The sequence below is a fragment of the Ectothiorhodospira magna genome (assembly GCF_900110965.1).
GTDB lineage: Bacteria > Pseudomonadota > Gammaproteobacteria > Ectothiorhodospirales > Ectothiorhodospiraceae > Ectothiorhodospira > Ectothiorhodospira magna.
On sequence record NZ_FOFO01000004.1, the window covers coordinates 1 to 18,029 of the forward strand.

An 18,029-nucleotide genomic window follows, 5' to 3' on the forward strand; every position below is an offset into this window, starting at 1 on the left:
CTGCTGGACACCCTCAAGGAACTGTTCGAGGCCAACGAACCTTTGTTCCGGGGCCTGTACATCCACGACCGCTGGGACTGGAAAACCCGTCATCCCGTCATCCGGATCAGTTTTGCCGATGGGGTCATGAGCAGTCGTCGGGCGCTGGATCAGCACATTGAAGAGCTGTTGCGTGAACACTCTCAAAGGCTGGATATTACCCTGAGCAATGAAAGTATTCAGGGGCGGTTCCGGGAATTAATCACTGGGACTCACCAGCAGCACGGCCAGCGGGTGGTGGTCCTGATCGACGAATACGACAAGCCCATCCTGGATAACATCACCGATGCCGACGTGGCTCGTGAACTGCGGGAGGGGCTGAAAAACCTCTATTCCGTCCTCAAGGACGCCGATCCCCATCTGAAGTTCTGCCTGCTCACCGGTGTGTCCAAGTTCAGCAAGGTCAGTCTGTTCTCGGGGCTGAACAACCTCAACGACATCACCCTGGACAAGCCCTTTGCCCCCATCTGCGGCTACACCGATGAGGATATCGATACCGTCTTTGCGCCGGAACTACCGGGCCTGGATCGGGAACAGATCCGGCAGTGGTACAACGGCTATCGCTGGGGGGATGAGACAACGCCGGCGGTCTATAACCCGTTTGACGTACTGCTGCTGTTCCAGAAACGGGAATTCCGGCCTTACTGGTTCGAAAGTGCCACGCCTACATTCCTGGTGAAACTGCTTTCCGAGAGAGGTGTCTTCACCCCCCGTCTGGACCGTCTGCAGACCAAGGCCAGCCTGTTGGGCCGCTTCGACGTGGACGAGATTGCCACCGAGGCCCTGTTGTTCCAGACCGGCTACCTCACCGTGCACAAGGTGGAAGAACCCATCACCGGTTACTGGCTCTATACCCTGGGTTACCCCAACCGGGAAGTGGAGGCCAGTCTCAACCAGGCTCTGCTCCCGGCCCTGGGCATGCCCAGGGCGGCCCAGCAGCGCATCAGTCTGTTTCGTGCCCTGCAGGCCCATGACCTGCCGGCCCTGGAAACCCACTTCAAGGCCCTGTTTGCCGGCCTGCCCCACGACTGGTACCGCAACAACCCCATTGCCCAGTATGAAGGCCATTATGCCAGCGTGTTTTACAGCCACCTGGCCGCCCTGGGACTGGCCATCACCGTGGAAGATGCCGGCAACACCGGCCGGGTGGACATGACGGTAGATTTCAATGGCCACATCTATCTGTTCGAGTTCAAGGTGGTGGAGCAGGTGCCGGAGGGCAAGGCGTTACGGCAGCTCCAGGACAAGGGCTACGCCGACAAGTACCGGGGGCAGGGCAAGCCCATTCACCTCATCGGCGTGGAGTTCTCCAGAGAACAGAGGCAGATCATCGCTTTTGACGTGCTGGGCTTGTGAATCTTTGGAGCGGGTCTGCCCGCGAAAATGCCGGGATAAACCCAGCACAAGCTTTTTTCGTCGCTCCCGCGCAGGCGGGAGTCCAGAACTGTCACCCTTGTCTGGATTCCCGCTGGATATGGAGGCCCTGCAAGGTGCGGTGAAGCGTCTGGCGCCTCTCAATCAACAGCGCACCGAATCTGGAAGGTTTTCGGACTCAATCCCCACCTTTGAAAAAAATTTGAAGCGCTTCATCTGGTACAAGGACGCTGACACCATACTCCATTTTGTAGCCCGGCTGCTGAGGCTTTTGTCGCGTAGGAGCCGGACAAATATTATAGATATTTACTTTTGAATCGGGACACTAGTTAGCAGTTATACCGCTACCTTCAAAAATATGCTCTCGATACCAAGCAAATGTTTTTTCGATACCATTATATAAAGATATCCGTGAGGTATATCCAGTTAAGCCAGTGGTCTTGCTCATATCTGGCACTCGTCGCTCCGGCGAACCCGGTGGAGGATATTCTTCTTGAATTAATATCTTACGACCAACCACCTCGTGACATATTTGCGCTACCTCACGAATCTTAACCTCTGGATCTTGAGTTCCAAGATTAAGGGTTTGTCCCTCACACTTAGACTCAAGCATCATTCGAATGAGCATTTCTAAAGCATCATCAATATAACAGAAGCAGCGAGTCTGATTTACTGAAGGTACCAGAACATTATCCCCATCACGGGCATACCAAGCCTTGCTTAATTGGCCAGGTACTACATGAGCTAATCCCATCCGAGGTCCATACACGTTATGCGGTCGAAAAATCGTATAAGGAATAGCCGATGCATGACACAATACCTCCCCAGCAATTTTTGATAACATATACGACGTGCGCGGCCGAGATAGCTCAGTAACTGCCAGCGGCGTTTCCTCAGGGGTAGGAATAGGCAAATTAAAATATTCTAACGTACCCGCGTAAACCTCACTTGTAGACGGAAAAAGAAAACGCTTGAGATTTTTTTGCCTACGGGCCAATTCAATTAAATTTCCCAACATTTGCATATTATCGAGCAGGACATGATAAGGTCTCTCCATTACATGCACTACGCCAATAATAGCAGCTAGATGAAAGATATAATCAAAATTTATGGGAAGGGTAGCCACAGCCTCACGATCCAGGCAATCTAGGCTACTAAAACTCACTTCTGGATGGGAAAGTAGTCGCTCCAAATCTGCATCTCTCACTGCCCTTGAAAAGTTATCCACCAAGTGAATACTAAATCCTTCTTCCAATAATTTGTTTGCCAAATGCAATCCAATAAAACCGGCACCACCGGTCAATAAAACCTTTTCATTCATTGCCCATCCCCTACTCCAATGCTCTCTATTTTGATACCGTGCTCGCGAAAGACACGTCGCTGAAATGCATTAAATACCATATGGGCATCCAGCACCAATATGCGATCTATGTCCACCAGCCATTCCACTAAATCCAATTTCTGATACTGACTATGAGGGACTGCGAACATTATAGCATCAAAACTTTTTGTACTAGGAAGTTCACTTGGGATCGCCATATCTAGTTCTTCCCAATGACGCACGAAAGGATCATGACATACTACTTCTGCTCCGCGCTTTATCAATTCCCTATACACCGTCTCTGAAGGCGAATAACGGGTATCTGCTACGTCTTGTCGATAGCTCACACCACACAATAAGATTCGGCGATCTTTTACCGATCCACCTAGCAATTTCTCTAACCTATTCACCCCATGATGGGGCATCTCTGTCGCGGTCTTTACAGCTAAACGGGAAAAGGGAAAATCAAGATCATAACCGAATAGCTGTTTGGACGCAGCAGGGGCAAAAGTGGGATCTTTAGTTAAACAATAACCTCCAATCCCCAATCCTGGATAACGAATGTTATGATGTGTAGGTCGCATCTGTATCGCCTTCACTACCTCGAATAGATCAATGCCTATCTTTTCTGCATAGCGTGTCCATTCACTAATAAAAGAAATATTAACCGCTCGATAAGTATTTTCCATCACCTTGGCTGTTTCCGAAGCCGTGGTGGAAGAAAGTCGGGTCAAGGGGTAATCCTGTATATTGATAATTGTAGACAAAAAAGCCTCACAGGCATCTGCTGCCTCTGGTGTATGCCCAGAATACACCCGCCAGAAATTGATTACCGAATCCAGGTAGTCCTTTCCTGGCATGACTCGCTCATAAGAATGAGCTAACCGTAACTCAGAAGCTTCTAAACCTCGATGCTGAAGTTCCTCGGTCAAACAGGGAACCACTACCTTTTCGCACGTACCTGGTGGTACCGTAGTCTCAATGATCACCAGAGCATCCGGTCGCATATGCATACCAATAGTACGAATAGCCTTCTCGAATCCATCGAACTGAAGCTGCGGCTCTTCGTCCAAAAACGGTATATCCAGATGTACGTCCACTACGATGATATCTGCTTCCGCGTATACCGAATCATCGGTTGTGGCTCGCAGGTTACCGTTGGCATGGGCTCTGGCCACCGCTAGATTGAGCTTAGGGTCGCTGGTCTCGAATGGAAAATACCCCTCATTAAGGGCTGCCACTCGTCTGAGTCCATTCTTTGTAGGTAAATCTACTCCCAGTACGTCATAATGCGGGCAACCCTGCTCATCAAGAGCCAAGGCAACGGCGGTTGCCATAGCCGATCCGACGAAACCTAGGCCTTGTATACAGACTTTCTGCATAAAGATATACTCCTTTTTGAATGAAGATTAAACAGAATATAATCCGAGATAATGACAATACATGGAAAATAAAAATGATAGCTTATAAAATTAGAAAAAACCAATAATAATCATTTTCAATACTGGGTAAATTTATTTAAAATAATTTGATTTTAAATATTTTAATTAAGCATAAAAAAGGAAACAATTTATGAGATTTTTATTAGTTGCCTATGATAATGGATCTTATATACATGAGTTTCCAATAGGGCTTGGATATATTGCATCAGTAATCAGGAAAATGGGTGTTGATGTTGAGGTTTATAGCCAAAATATGCATCATTTTCCGGATGAACATTTGACTGATTACTTAGATAAGAATAAATTTGATTTTGTTGGCGTTGGTATTATTGGTGGTTATTATCAATACAAAAAAATACTTTCTATATCAAAAGCTATAAATAAATCAAGAAATCGGCCATTTTATATCCTTGGAGGTCATGGTCCATCGCCAGAACCAGAATTTTTTTTAAGGAAAACAAAAGCTGACTGCGTTGTAATTGGCGAGGGTGAGATTATAATCAAAAACCTTATTAATGCAATTCAGAATTCATTATCTTTGGAATCGATCAGAGGGATTGCTTATTGGGAGAATGAAAATTCAATAAAAATAAATAATAGAGAGGAATTGATAGGTAACATAGACGGAATAGAGTGGCCTGCATATGATTTATTTCCAATTGATTATCATAGATTGATCAGAGGCGTTGGAATAGAGAAAACAGATTTTACAATGGTCATGCTCTCTGGAAGAGGGTGCAAATTTACATGTAATTTCTGCTATAGAATGGATGAGGGTTTTCGTCCCAGATCGACCGAATCAATCATTGAAGAGATTAAATTTCTTAAATCAGAATACAGAATAAATTACATCATATTTTTTGATGAACTATTAATGTCTTCAGTTTCAAGAGTGGAGGAGCTCTGTAATTCTTTTATAAGGGAGAGATTGAATATTAAGTGGTCCTGCAATGGAAGGCTGAATTATGCTAAAAAAGAATTACTTCTTTTAATGAAAAAGGCTGGGTGTGTTTTTATAAATTATGGAATTGAAGCAATGGATGATGTAATCCTGAAGACAATGAAGAAGGCCCTAACTACAAAAGTCATCATAAAAGGGATAGAGTCGACCCTGGAGGCAGGTATCAGCCCTGGCTATAACATAATTTTTGGAAATATAGGAGAGAATAGGGAAACTCTGGAAAAGGGTGTTCAATTTTTATTGAAGTATGATGATGGCGGTCAGTTCAGAACCATCAGGCCCGTCACACCCTATCCGGGAAGCCCTCTTTACTATTATGCGATCAATAAAGGGTTACTTGGTGGATGCGAAGATTTTTATGAAAACAAGCATCTCAACTCAGATCTTCTCTCGGTAAACTTTACAGACATGACTGACGATGAGTTTCATGAGGCTCTTTTGGAAGCTAACAAAAGGCTAATAAAGAACTACTTTGATAAAAAGACAATGGAAACAATTGATCAAGCAAGGAAGCTTTATCTTGAAAGTGACAGCAACTTCAGAGGATTTAGACAAACGTAGCATTTTTATAAAATTTTTATAATTTTAAAAACAGTCATGAAACTTTTTTTTGAGTAGATCAGGAAAAGAAGAATGCTGCTCAATAATCTGGACAATGGCGTTGCTTGCTCCTCCATATCCATAAGGATTTTCAATAAACTTTAGATTCGATTGAAATTCATCTGAGAATAGTTTATTTATCGCATTTTTTATACTAAATTTATCAGGTTCACAATCAATAACACTAGAAGCTTTTAATCGGCCTTTTTGTCGATCCCCGATATTTATTGTGCCTGTGTTTAAACTGGGCGCTTCTATTAGTCCACTAGATGAGTTTCCTATTACTCCATTTACATGATAAATACAAGAAAGGTAACGTAGTTGACCAAGAGATGTATAAGCCACAGCCCGTGGGTGATTTGAACAGAACAAACGAATTTTTTCTAAAATCACACGGCCATCCGTGTCTGAGTTAGGCATGGTAAATATTAGTCCTGTATCCTCTAGTTCTTTTAGCGCTGCAAGCAGTTCATCTACCTGATTTGAGCTAGTATTTTCCTCTAAAGTCACAGGATGAAAAGTGATTAGTAAATTTTTGGGTGCGAATTTGAATGCCAGTGAATCCTCAAGCTGTTCTCTGGAAAGTAGTTTAAGTCGCAGAATGTTATCGATACCAAGACCACCTACATTAAAGACATACCTTGGGTCTTCACCAAGCTGTATTACTCGCTTTTTATATTCCTCTGCGGCAACAAAATGAAGATGAGACATCTTTGTTAAACTATGTCTTATGGCTTCGTCAAAAGCGCCTTGTGTTGTCTCTCCTCCATGCAAGTGTGCAATGGGAATCCGTGCAATCATGGCCGAAGCCGCAGCGGCAAAAATTTCATAACGATCTCCCAGCAGCAACATCAAATCAGGTTTCAGATCATCCAGGGCGTCGGCAAAGCCGATCATGCCCAAACCCATGGACTTTGTGACACCCACTTTTGTGTCAGAACTTAGCAACATTTCCACTTTGCGATCTATTGTAAATCCATCCTCTTCAATGGCTTTGATCGTCATTCCGAATTCTGGTGATAAATGCATGCCAGTGGCGATGAGTTGCAATTCCAAAACTGGTGAGTGACGGATGCCTTCCATCACCCAACGCAACAGGCCATATTCGGCGCGGGTTCCAGTTACCACACAGATTTTTTTCATCATTTTGCGCGAGAAACCCCGTCCTTCAGGGCGGGGAGGGATAGCGCATCGTGCGCAGCACGATCACGCGGCCTTGGTCGCGTCCTCCTGTATCGGTTTGGGTTGCAAGGCATAGCCATAGCCATCAGCTCTTTGCAGCAGGCGGCAATGACGGTGTGAAATCCCCTGAACCACACCCTCCCGGGTTTGGATATTGAAACTGCCGCTGGCGCGAATGGCCACCCGGCCCTGATAGGTGCCGGCCTTTTTGCCGGTCGGTACGTTGGCCTGCACCAGATCTCCGGTCTGAAAGCCTTTTACCTGTTTTTGCCGCATCAGGTAGCCACGGGGAAAGCCAAAGCGGTTGAGCCGGGTGCGCTGATAACTGCCCCGGCCCGTGGCCCGTGCCGTCAAGGTGGGCACGTTCCAGTGGGTGATGGCAGTGACTGGCCCGACACAGGCCGCATCCAGGGCGTGGGTCTTGGGGATACCCAATCGCTGTCGATTGTATTTGGTGCGGCCACCGCTGCTGGTGATCACCGGCAGGCCCGTGGCCTGAAGCTGTCGGAATAGCGCCCAGCGGGTGCTGTTGACGGCAGCCGCATCCTTGAGGGGGGCCTTGGCCTGGGCCTTGATCCGTTGCAGGCGCCTGGGATCATCGGCCAGAAACACTGCCACGGGCTGATTCCCCTTGGTCTGATTGCAGTCGCGACAGGCCAGGGTCAGATTGCTGACCCGATCCGAGCCGCCCCGGCTTTTGGGGTGAATATGGTCGATCTCCAGGGGCACGTTCCTGGCGCCGCAATAGGCGCAGCACCGTTGCCATTTCTCCAGCAGGTATTCCCTGACCTCATAACCGTGCAATGTCCCCTGTTGGTATTCAATGCCGCTGATTTCTGGATTGTCCATCGCCTGCATATCAAACCGGACCCGCTCCATGGTGATCTCCGTCACCGGGGCCAGTCGGCACAATCGGTTTACCCAGGCCATCGTGGTGTCCACGCGATGTTGCAGGCTCGGGGCCAGCCGGCCTTGTGGCCGGGTCCGGTTGTGGAACCGGGGCGCCCGGTAACGTAACTGCCCCCGCCGCCGCCGGCGAAAGGCCCGGCGCTGGGTCAATGTATCCTTGATCTGTTGGCCCCGGTGTTCGATCTCCATCAGCATCAACACCTGTTGTTGCTCTGGATCCGCATCATCCTCCCGGATCACCGTGACTCCGGTGGTCTTGCTGCCGGGGTCAATCTTGATCTGGATCGGCTGCAGCACAGATTCCTCTACCGTGCGATCCTTGAGCCGGATGGTGAACGGACGCATCCGGTGGACCACGGCCCGGCCCCGCTCCAGCAGCAACCGTGCCCGCTTCTCCGAGCAGGGCATCAGGGGCTTTTTCCTCTTGTCCAGTACCAAAACCGCCATTTCAAACCTCCTAAAATAGAACCCTTACGAGTCCAGTGACGTGGGGCTTGCGCCCCATCTCCCCTCGGGAATGTCTGCAACCGGCTCCCGCTTTCGCGGCGGCTGGAACCTTCGGCGCTTTACCTTTCGCCAGCATGATCCCAGCCTTCCAGAGCGGCGGACTGAGGAAGCATCCGCCGGTGGGTCTTGACGACCTGTTGCAAACGTAGCGGACTTTCACCGCTTTCCCTGGTCAACCCGGCTTGCTCTCACAAGCCCCCGACTTCAGTCGGGGGTAGTTGACCACGTAATCAACTCGTCGACCATGTAATCCCGCACAGCAATTTTCCCCATCACCTCATCCCAGCGCATCGGCGAGATACCGGTTCCTGGCCGCTTGGCAGTCACATTCTCCGGGGTAAATGGCTCACCGGCACGAATGGGACGTGATGCGACCAGTGACTTGCGGGCGATGGCCCGGTTTTTGGTCTCACTGCTGCTCGGGCGTTTGATACCATCACCCAATGCCTGCTCAATATTGCGAATAGCCTTTACCATGGCGGTAAACTCGTCTGGTTCCAGGCTGGCCCTGTGGTCTGGACCGGGGAGACTGCGGTCCAGCGTCAGATGTTTCTCGATCACCGTGGCACCCAGTGCCACGGCGGCAATGGGTACCTCAATACCCTGTGTGTGGTCGGAATAGCCCACCGCTACCCCAAGGGCATCCCGAATACTGCACATGGCCCTTAGATTCACATCAATCATGGGAGTAGGGTACTCAGTATTGCAATGCAAAACGGTGATTTGTGTTCGCGGAGTACCAGCCGCCTCCAGGACTACCAGTGCAGACTCAATCTCCCCCAAGGTCGCCATGCCGGTGGATAAGATGACTGACTTTCTGAATGCACCTACATGCCTGAGATAGGGCAGGTTGGTGATCTCCCCTGAAGGGATTTTGAAGCGCTCAGCCCCCAAGGAGGCCAGGTAATCGAGACTGGCTACATCAAAGCCGGTGGAAAAAAAACCGATACCTCGTTGCCGGCAGTGTTCAATGAGGGCATCGTGCATTGAATGTGTCAGTTCCAACTGCCGCAGCATGGCAAACTGCGACTCGTGGTGATCGGTGGTTCGAGTCTGGTAATCGGCTTTTGGTGCTGTGCGGGTCACAAGACGTTCGGCGATGAAGGTCTGAAACTTGACCAAGTCAGCACCGGCTTTCGCAGCCACATCAACCAGCTGCCTGGCCAATTCTAAATCACCATTATGGTTGACACCGGCTTCAGCGATGATGAGGGTGGTTTCAGTCATAACGATGTCTCACAATTTGACCGGAAGGAACATCCCGCATAACGATTTGACCCGCTCCAATGATGGCGCCGCTGCCAATCTCGACACCTTCCCTGATAACAGCGCCGCTGCCAATAAAGCAGCCTTCACTGATACTGACCCCACCGTTGATGCGTGCACCGGTTGAAACATGGCAATGGGCAGCAACTCTGGCATCGTGTTCAATGAGCGCATGGCTGTTGATGATGCAATTTTCACCAATACATGCATTGGCATTGATCAGGCTACCATGCATCAGGATGGTGCCTTCCCCTAATGTGGCGTGGCGGGAGCAGTAGGCATCAGGGGATTTCACCACCGGAAGCTGGCCGCCGTTTTTCTTGATGATGGAGAAAAGACGCTTTCGTGTCTCGGGACTTTTGATCTGTCCCACGGTAATCAGGGCAAGAGGAATCTGGGTCAGCAGGGACGGTAAATCCTCATCCGAACCCAGTATTTGGTAACCCAATATCGACTCCATTCCATCTGCAGGCGGTTGTATGATTCCGGCAATCCGGTACATGGCCTCGGCTTCGATCACATCAATACAGGCGTGACAATGGCCGCCGCCCCCAAGAAGAAGCAGAGATTTCACACCAACCCCGCGCTACTGGGCAAATTGATGATCCGTCGAACCAGGGAATCCGCCACCGGTAATGGCGCATGAGGACAATGCCGATAGGGCGCCAGTTGGTGCATGGGGGTCCAAGCCGGACGTGTCATCAGTCCAGCTTCGTTGGTGGCATTCAGAATAGCATCACGTTGATCCGCGACGGTTTCATCCAGAATCAGTGCCTGAAGCCAATAATTACTCTCACAGCCTACTGGCTCCTGCACCAGATGCACGGCTGGCGTATTTGCAAATGCCCCTTGATAAGCCACGGCCAGATGCCGCTTGGACACCAAAAAACCGGGTAATTTTTCCAGCTGGGCGCAACCGAGGGCGGCATTGAGGTTGGGCATGCGAAAGTTGTAGCCAATTTCGTCGTGTACGTATTCCCATCGGTGGGGTTGCTTGGCTGTGGTTGTCAGATGCTTGGCGTGATCGGCCAGCTTTTCATCCTGGGTCAGGATGGCACCTCCACCGCCAGTGGTGATGATCTTGTTACCGTTGAAGCTCAAGGCGCCTAGTTTCCCAAAAGTACCGGTGTGGCGACCCTGGTAACGACTGCCAAGGGACTCGGCGGCATCCTCCACCAGGGCCAGGCCGTAATCATGGGCAACGGCCATCAGGCCCTCCATATCACAAGGATGACCAAAGGTGTGCATGGGGACCAGTGCGCGGATAGGGCGGCCGGTGTATCGATTTCGGGTGCCGCCGGCCACCTGTTCGCTACAATGTGTCAGCCATTCTCGCAAGGCAACGGGATCGAGTCCCAATGTTCCCATTTCACTGTCTGCAAAATGGGGGGTAGCCCCCAGGTAATGCACCGCATTGGCGGTGGCGACAAAAGTCAGTGTCGGCACAATGACCTCATCACCTGACCGGACCCCAGCCAGTTGCATTGCCACCTGCAACGCTGCCGTGCCGTTGACGACAGCCACAGCACGACGGGAACCCGTATAGTCTGCCAGTTCCCGTTCGAACCGGTCGACATAGGCGCCTACGGAGGAAACGAAGGTGGAATCGATACAATCCCTCACATAACGGTGCTCATTGCCCTGGAAACGGGGTTCGTGCAAGGTCTTTGGGGCAGTGCCCAGAATTTTTTTTAGGGTATCCACAATAACGATTGATAAGCATGGCGGCATTTTTTTAATTTCTTTTGTTATTTATAAAATATTCGGCTAATTGCCAATCCAGGGGAGTATCAAGATCAATGGATCTTTCCTGAGGCATCAGATATCCCAATGTTTCTTTACCCAAAAAACTTCTGTTTCTGATCAACCAATCTGTGCGCGCCAGGTAAAGCGCACCATTTAACGCATAGGCATCCGGTAATTCCTGCCTACGGGTAATCTCAGGACGATCAGGTATCAGTGGGTACAGTGTGCCCGAAGCATCCTTACTATACATCCAGTAGGGATGCTTATCTACATGACAAATTGAAACAGCGGAGGTTGATTCAGGTGAAGATAAACATAGTTTAACGATGCCTTCAATATCTTCTGCTGTTCGCAGCGGCGATGTGGGTTGTAGTAGCAATACCCAGTCATAATCGGGGAGATGTTCCAAGGCATGAAGGACCGGAAAAATTCCTGGCGTATCATCTTCGGCCAATGCTGCAGGCCGCATGAAGGGGACATCTACACCCATCTGGCGGGCCACCGAGGCAATTTCTTCATCTTCCGTGCTGACAATGAGCCGGTCAATGGAATTGGCTTGCATGGCCTGATCTATGGTCCAGCCGATAAGGGGTTTACCGGCCAGGGGTTTGATGTTCTTTCGGGAAATTCCCTTGGAGCCACCCCGCGCGGGTATGATGGCGAGTAATTTCATTGCCATTCCCCATGTGCACGTTCAAGAGTTTCTGGTAAACCAATATCCAGCCAATATTCATGAATTGGGAATGCGCTGATCCTGTGTTGGCTCTGAATGGCATTCTCCAGCAGCATGGGCATATCGAAGAATTGATCTTGTGGTACCAGATCAAGCAAACCGGGATCGAGCATATAAATGCCTGCGTTGACATAGTGGGTCAATACGGGCTTTTCTTCAAGTCCAATAACATCCAATTGATCCATGTTGACAACGCCATAAGGAATCTGCGTCGTATGTTCACGGACACACAGGGTTGCAGCGGATTTTTGCTCTTCATGAAAGCGTAAAAGATGCTTATAATCCACGCGAGTCAGTACATCTCCATTGAGCACCATCAATGGTTCGGTGGGGCGTTCTGGTAATAAACTCAAAGCCCCTGCGGTACCTAACGGTTTATTTTCCTGCAAGTATTTTATATTTACTCCCCATGATTGACCATCCTGGAAATGATCTATAATATGATTTTTAAGATAGTTCACCGAAAAGTAAAAATTGAAAAAACCGGCTTCGATACATTGCTCAAGAATAATTTCCAATAGTGGCTTACCACTGATCCTCAACATGGGTTTGGGGCAGGATTCCGTGAATGGTCGCAATCGCATGCCTTTTCCACCTGCCATAATGACCACAGAATTTGGTAATGAACGTACTTTAAGCAATTCTTCCATCAGGAAGATTTTTACAATACATCCTTTTTCATCAAGCACAGGAATCTGATAAAGTAATTTCCTGCGCATGAGTTCCAGCGCTTCTTTTTCAGTTGCTGATATTGGCAACCATATAAAATCATGCTGCATGATCTGATCTACATAAGATTCCAGACTTGTTCCACTTAGAATTCCACGCCGAATATCACCATCGGTTACAGTACCTAAAAGCCGTTTCTTTTCATCTACAACAAATGCGATTTTCATTGCCTCCCGATCAATCACGGCAATGGTTTCACGTATCGATGTAGTGGGTGATATTTTACAATCAGAAATATTTTTCACGGTGGCGCCTGATTTTGTCGCTTTAAATCTACGGCAAAATAGCAACAATGTACATGGATTGATGATTGGCTTGAGATAAAATTGCCGTCCCTGTTTTCTGGAGCATCTGGGTTCTGAGCAAGCGTACCATCTCGGAAGCGTAATCTGTATCGGTGATCCTGCTTTTCATTGCTCCCATGCCATCAATATCAGTGGAAAGAAAATTAATGGCAGATTCCATTCTGTTTTGCAATGCGCCCAATTCAGTGCGGACCTTCGTTACCTGATCGATGATATAATCAAGAAGTACCAGACTTTCTGCGGCTTCAAAACTACTGTTTACCCTGACAGTATTTAGATTTCTTTCTTCCAGATGCAGGTCATGGTTCTGAATTTGAATACCCAGACTGCCATCATTGTGAAAAAGATCTGTGCTGGTCATGGAAAAATCAATACTGTCACCGATATTGGCCTTGAGCATGATGTTACCATGAATCACTTCTGCCCTTACACCCGTAGCACTGTATTGATGGTTAATACCAGATGCAATTTCCTCAATAGAGGTGGTCCCTGAAATTTGAAAATCTTCACCATTGAGGGATGCCTGAAAATTAACGGTATTACCCTGGCTATAATGGGTGGAAAGGTTTCTGATATCTGCAGCATCAAGTATGTTATTGGCAGTATAGGTGTTTTTTTCAATACCATTATTGGAAATATTAAACTGTGAAATAGTCACCGACTGATTGGAAGAATTCACGAACTGAAGATTATTTCCCTGAATCTGGGCCTGCAATGTAGTGATGCCCATATCACTCATTGCCGCATTGATGGCAGTGTCAAGATTTTCTCCTTCTGCCACGGTGAAATTAATTGCCGTTGTATCCACCATGAATGAACCACTACCACCACCCGTAGTATTTAAATCAAGATCTGAAATATGTACGCCTGATAATGATTCAACAGTGGGACTTGATAGCTGTGCTGGATTGACAGTTAATGGATTACCCGATAAAACTACGCTATGACCCCAGCCTGAATGATTAGAAATTGAGTGAAAAAGAATATCTCTTGATTCAAGTCTTTCATTGACAAACGAGAAAGATAGCTTTCCAGAAAAAGAACTGAAATTAACCGATAAATCAAGGTTTCTATCTATAAAGATATTGTTGATAGTCTGTCGTAGATGATCCTGGGTATTTCCTCCTTGATAACCTTGAATAAAAACGGGTTGCCCATCAATATTAAACAGAAAATCTGTCACTGCCCCTGAATGAAGAGCCCATCCTAAATGAGCACTACCTGGGTCCGCATGATATGTCAGGTTACCAATACCCGGCGTAAAAGTTCCAGGAGCCATTTCAATGGTCGAACCTGTCTGGCTGACAAAGGTGTTGGCAGTGTCCTCAAGGTTGAAAGCGACGGTTATACTGGTATCTGAAAAGTTTTTAAATACCATATCCTCATCTTCAATGGATACCTGAATAAATTCAGGTAAGGCGGCTGCTACAGCATCCATCAAGTGAACAAGACTGCCTGCATTGTTCACTGCAATAGCAGTGCTGCCAACGATGACATTTCCAGAAACTCCTGCCCCTGTTGAAAAATCCAGTCCATCGAATCCTCCAATACGCTTTGAACTGGGCTGAGTGCCCAAGTCGATGACTAATAAGTCTTCGGTTCTTCCCATCATGAAACCCAGTTGGGTATTTCTGACATCTATACCTGTGGAAGTTAGTGTTTGCGCTTCTTGCGAACCCATTTGAATTAAAAAATCACCAATGCTGCCATTGAGTATCGCTTTATTGTTAAAACGGGTATCTGTAGCGATTCTGCCAATATCATGAATAATCTGATGAATTTCTTCGCCAATTTTTTGGCGATCCTGATGGGTATGGGTGCCATTGGCTGCCTGAACGATCAATTCCCTGGTTCTATGCAAACGCTGTACCATGGACTCCAGGCCAGCTTCCGCCGTTTGCACATAGCTGATGGCGTCATTGAGATTGCGAACGGCTTGAATTGATCCCCGGATTCGACTGTTGAGACGTTCGCTGATGGCCATACCAGAGGCATCGTCTGCAGCCTGGTTGATGCGTAGTCCGGTACCGAGTCTTTTAATTGTATGATGTAATTGATTTTGTGAGTTTTTTAAGTGGCTTTGCAGTGTCAGAATCGTGACGCTGGTGTTGATCGTTTGAGACATGTCCCGTGCTCCCCGGTATTCCCCGTGGCCATTAATATTTTTTTGGCGCGCCTTGGCATGGATATCGGCAAAAAAGAGGCAAGCTTTAGCCGTTGGCGGCAAAAAATTGCCGCTGATAGCGGAAAAATATTGCCTTTATTTTTTGGTTCGATTTTTGCAAGTAATCTTTTTGTCTTTTTTAAACTCAAGGAAATTGACTAATGAATGATCAAAATTTAATTATTTCCACCAGTGAGGAAGCAGAAAAGTATCTGGAACGGGCCAAGCCGGCCCTGGAAAATTTGATAAGGTCTATTCGGGAATTCAAAAATGAAAATGACATGCAAGTGCTTGGGCAAGCTGTGGAAGGTTTTGACTGGTTGAATCAGTATGCGCAATCCATGCAATCCTTGATAGCCGAATCTTATCCTGTTGTGGCAGGTGAGTTTGCCCAGTTTGAAAAAGATATTTCTTTCATCATGTCTCAAATGGTGGAAGGCAGCAGCAGTCAGGATCATATTTTAATTGCTGATCTCATGGAGTATGAAGTGATCCCTTTGTTTGATGGTATGAAAGATACCATCACTCGCATCATCAATGAAATTAAAAATCATTCATGATTTATAAATCAGGAGAAATCATGGTGAGTATGGAAAGTATTTTTGAAAAAAATATCGCTGCTATTAATAAAAGAAATCCTAATTTCTTAAAAAAAATTGATCTTGATGAAATTTCAGATGACCTTTTTTCTGTTGAAGGCAAAAGGGGAGCATTAACCTTAAAAGCCAGGGATTCCAGTGGTGAGTATTATCTGCATAGCCCTTATGATCCCGTGAGGGAAATGAATCAACTGATTGATCGGGAATTTTCTTCTGAAGAAAAAATCTTTAAGGAGGCCCGATTTTTTATCGTGATGGGAATCGGGCTGGGGTACTGTCTTGATGCTTTGCTGCCAAGACTTAAAAAAGGTCAGAAAGTCATCTTGGTGGAACCTAGAGATTCTGACTTTATTTTTGCCCTGAAAACCAGGGATTTTTCAGAATTTATTGAAAATGATGCCATTTCAATCGTTGTTCAAAAAGACCCTGGGGTAGCAGCAGCCCATGTATCCCATTTGATTTGCTCGACCATTCAGCGCTCCTGGAAGTTGTTGTTACATCCTGTGATGATGCGAAGAAATTTCGATTTTTCAAAGCAGTTTGTACTCAAGCTAAGGGGCAATCTGTTTGGCATCATGACCGGAATGAATACAGAAATTGGTCTTTCCCATCTTTTTGCCAGTAATGTGATCGAAAATATTCCAGATATCGTGAGATCACCGGGTGTAAATTCATTCATTAATGCCTGGAGGGATAAGCCAGTTATTGTGATTGCCGCCGGTCCTTCTCTGGATAAGCAAATTCCTCTGTTGAAAAAATATAATGACAAAATATTGATGATATCAGTAGGTGCCGCATGGAGAAATCTTTCATCAGAGGGGGTTCAGCCGCATATATTGGCTGCTGTTGATCCTCAGGATATTAGTCAGACGGCATTCAATGGTCTGGAATGCAAGGGTAATTGGCTGTTGGCTGATACAGCCACCAATCGAGGCGTGGTGGGAGGGTTTAAAGGTAAAAAAATATTTTCTAATTCCTATGAAAAACTTGAAGGTTTTTTAACTCATGTCTGTGAAAAAAAGGGGGTTCTTGGGTCAGGGGGTTCAGTGGCTCATATTACTTTTAATTTTGCCTTAAAAATGGGAGCTAATCCTATTATTATGGTGGGTCAGGATCTGGCATATACAGATAATCTGACTCACACCAAAGGGCATGTGCATAGAAAAGTGGTTACTGTGGATGATGAGGCTTTTGAAGTTCCGGGATATTATGGTGGTAAATTAAAAACCAGCATTCAGATGGATACCTTTAGAATTTATTTTGAAGATCTCATCAAAATTCATCCCGAATCAAGAGTGATCAACGCCACGGAAGGTGGGGCAAAAATAGAGGGAACAGAACAGATGCCGCTGGCGGAAGTGATGGAAAAATTCGCAGGCGATGATGTGATTGATATAGAAAATTTATGGCCGAGTAATCATCATTTTTCTCAGAACACAGAACAGGCTATTGATTACATTAATGAGATTATTGAAAAAATAAAATCGGCCAAGGTGCTAGCCAACGACATTCTGGATTCATCAGAGCGACTAAAGGTGGCGCTGGATGAAACAGATTCCGAAAAAAGTTCTGCTGCCATCGACATGGAAAAGTTTTTATTGAAAGATTTATATGCCCAGTTCAGGGAAGTGGATGAAAGTGCAATCTGGCTGATTGAATCTTTTACTGCTTCTGCCAGGTACGGGGTGTTGCGCTCCATGGATGAGCGGGATGATAAGTTGGATGTTGAGGAAGGTGATGAGGAAAAAGAGATGGATGATGCTAAATCGGAAGGTATTAAAAATATTGATTTAAATTCCGAGTTTTATAGGAATATTGCTACTGCTTGTGATGCTGTGGTGCCTGCGCTGGAGAAAACCATTGAAAAGATAAATAATTTTTAGGGGGATGTGCTGGTGTCTGAGGCGTAACTGATAACTGGATTCCCGCTCTCGCGGGAATGACGGCATCCTTGGCATTTCTTATAAACCGGCATTGAAATGCCGGTTTTTTTGTGCCTGATATCGGCAAATTTATGCCGCTAATCGGATTTAATTTATCAAATTATTGATTTTAAATAAAAAATAACCGGCAAACTTTTTCCGCTGGCGGCTAAAGTTTGCCGCTTGATGGCCGATAACCCAATCAGGCTCCTTGCGCCTCAAAATCCGAA

At 46.8% G+C, this 18,029-nt stretch carries 15 protein-coding genes; 5 read left to right on the forward strand and 10 right to left on the reverse strand.

Annotation, left to right across the window (positions count from 1 at the left end; all coding sequences use genetic code 11):
* Positions 1-1,395 (forward strand): ATP-binding protein (locus BMX62_RS02350; protein WP_090203532.1); only part of this gene is annotated, 1,395 nt, incomplete at its 5' end.
* A gap of 343 nt (positions 1,396-1,738) precedes the next feature.
* Here BMX62_RS02350 and BMX62_RS02360 read toward each other — a convergent pair.
* Positions 1,739-2,734: an NAD-dependent epimerase/dehydratase family protein gene (locus BMX62_RS02360; RefSeq protein WP_090203539.1), complete on the reverse strand. Its 996-nt coding sequence runs from the start codon at positions 2,732-2,734 to the stop codon at positions 1,739-1,741.
* Complete coding sequence (locus BMX62_RS02365) at positions 2,731-4,116, reverse strand: nucleotide sugar dehydrogenase (protein ID WP_090203547.1); 1,386 nt, start codon at positions 4,114-4,116, stop codon at positions 2,731-2,733. Before BMX62_RS02365 ends, BMX62_RS02360 begins: the two co-directional genes overlap by 4 nt.
* 190 nt (positions 4,117-4,306) lie before the next feature.
* Here BMX62_RS02365 and BMX62_RS02370 point away from each other — a divergent pair, with 190 nt between their 5' ends.
* Positions 4,307-5,698, forward strand: coding sequence for a B12-binding domain-containing radical SAM protein (locus BMX62_RS02370; protein WP_090203552.1), 1,392 nt, complete (start codon positions 4,307-4,309; stop codon positions 5,696-5,698).
* 24 nt (positions 5,699-5,722) lie between these two features.
* On the opposite strand, the gene neuC is transcribed toward BMX62_RS02370, so the two are convergent.
* The 8 genes from neuC to BMX62_RS02410 form a co-directional block, all read right to left on the reverse strand.
* Entirely contained in the window at positions 5,723-6,883 is a 1,161-nt protein-coding gene (gene neuC, locus BMX62_RS02375) for a UDP-N-acetylglucosamine 2-epimerase (protein ID WP_090203555.1), read from the reverse strand.
* Between the two features lie 60 nt (positions 6,884-6,943).
* Positions 6,944-8,275, reverse strand: coding sequence for an RNA-guided endonuclease IscB (gene iscB, locus BMX62_RS02380; RefSeq protein ID WP_090203559.1), 1,332 nt, complete (start codon positions 8,273-8,275; stop codon positions 6,944-6,946).
* A 264-nt stretch (positions 8,276-8,539) separates the two neighbouring features.
* Entirely contained in the window at positions 8,540-9,562 is a 1,023-nt protein-coding gene (gene neuB / locus BMX62_RS02385) for an N-acetylneuraminate synthase (RefSeq protein WP_090203562.1), read from the reverse strand.
* Entirely contained in the window at positions 9,555-10,175 is a 621-nt protein-coding gene (locus BMX62_RS02390) for an acetyltransferase (RefSeq protein WP_090203565.1), read from the reverse strand. The genes neuB and BMX62_RS02390 overlap by 8 nt, the downstream gene beginning before the upstream one ends.
* On the reverse strand, positions 10,172-11,305 hold the full coding sequence (locus BMX62_RS02395) for a LegC family aminotransferase (protein WP_238375813.1): 1,134 nt from the start codon (positions 11,303-11,305) through the stop codon (positions 10,172-10,174). Before BMX62_RS02395 ends, BMX62_RS02390 begins: the two co-directional genes overlap by 4 nt.
* A 31-nt stretch (positions 11,306-11,336) precedes the next feature.
* A complete protein-coding gene (locus BMX62_RS02400) occupies positions 11,337-12,020 on the reverse strand; it encodes an acylneuraminate cytidylyltransferase family protein (RefSeq protein ID WP_238375814.1) in 684 nt (227 codons plus the stop codon).
* Complete coding sequence (locus BMX62_RS02405) at positions 12,017-13,054, reverse strand: nucleotidyltransferase family protein (RefSeq protein ID WP_238375815.1); 1,038 nt, start codon at positions 13,052-13,054, stop codon at positions 12,017-12,019. Before BMX62_RS02405 ends, BMX62_RS02400 begins: the two co-directional genes overlap by 4 nt.
* A gap of 28 nt (positions 13,055-13,082) precedes the next feature.
* Entirely contained in the window at positions 13,083-15,239 is a 2,157-nt protein-coding gene (locus tag BMX62_RS02410; protein WP_090203577.1) for a flagellin N-terminal helical domain-containing protein, read from the reverse strand.
* 24 nt (positions 15,240-15,263) lie between these two features.
* On the opposite strand from BMX62_RS02410, the gene BMX62_RS12800 reads away from it, so the two are divergent.
* The 3 genes from BMX62_RS12800 to BMX62_RS02420 are packed head-to-tail and all read left to right on the forward strand — an operon-like array spanning position 15,264 to position 17,760.
* Positions 15,264-15,440: a hypothetical protein gene (locus BMX62_RS12800; RefSeq protein ID WP_156055366.1), complete on the forward strand. Its 177-nt coding sequence runs from the start codon at positions 15,264-15,266 to the stop codon at positions 15,438-15,440.
* Positions 15,440-15,838, forward strand: coding sequence for a DUF8042 domain-containing protein (locus BMX62_RS02415; protein ID WP_090203581.1), 399 nt, complete (start codon positions 15,440-15,442; stop codon positions 15,836-15,838). Before BMX62_RS12800 ends, BMX62_RS02415 begins: the two co-directional genes overlap by 1 nt.
* Positions 15,839-15,858: 20 nt before the next feature.
* Entirely contained in the window at positions 15,859-17,760 is a 1,902-nt protein-coding gene (locus BMX62_RS02420; protein WP_162273486.1) for a motility associated factor glycosyltransferase family protein, read from the forward strand.
* Positions 17,761-18,029: the final 269 nt, after the last annotated feature.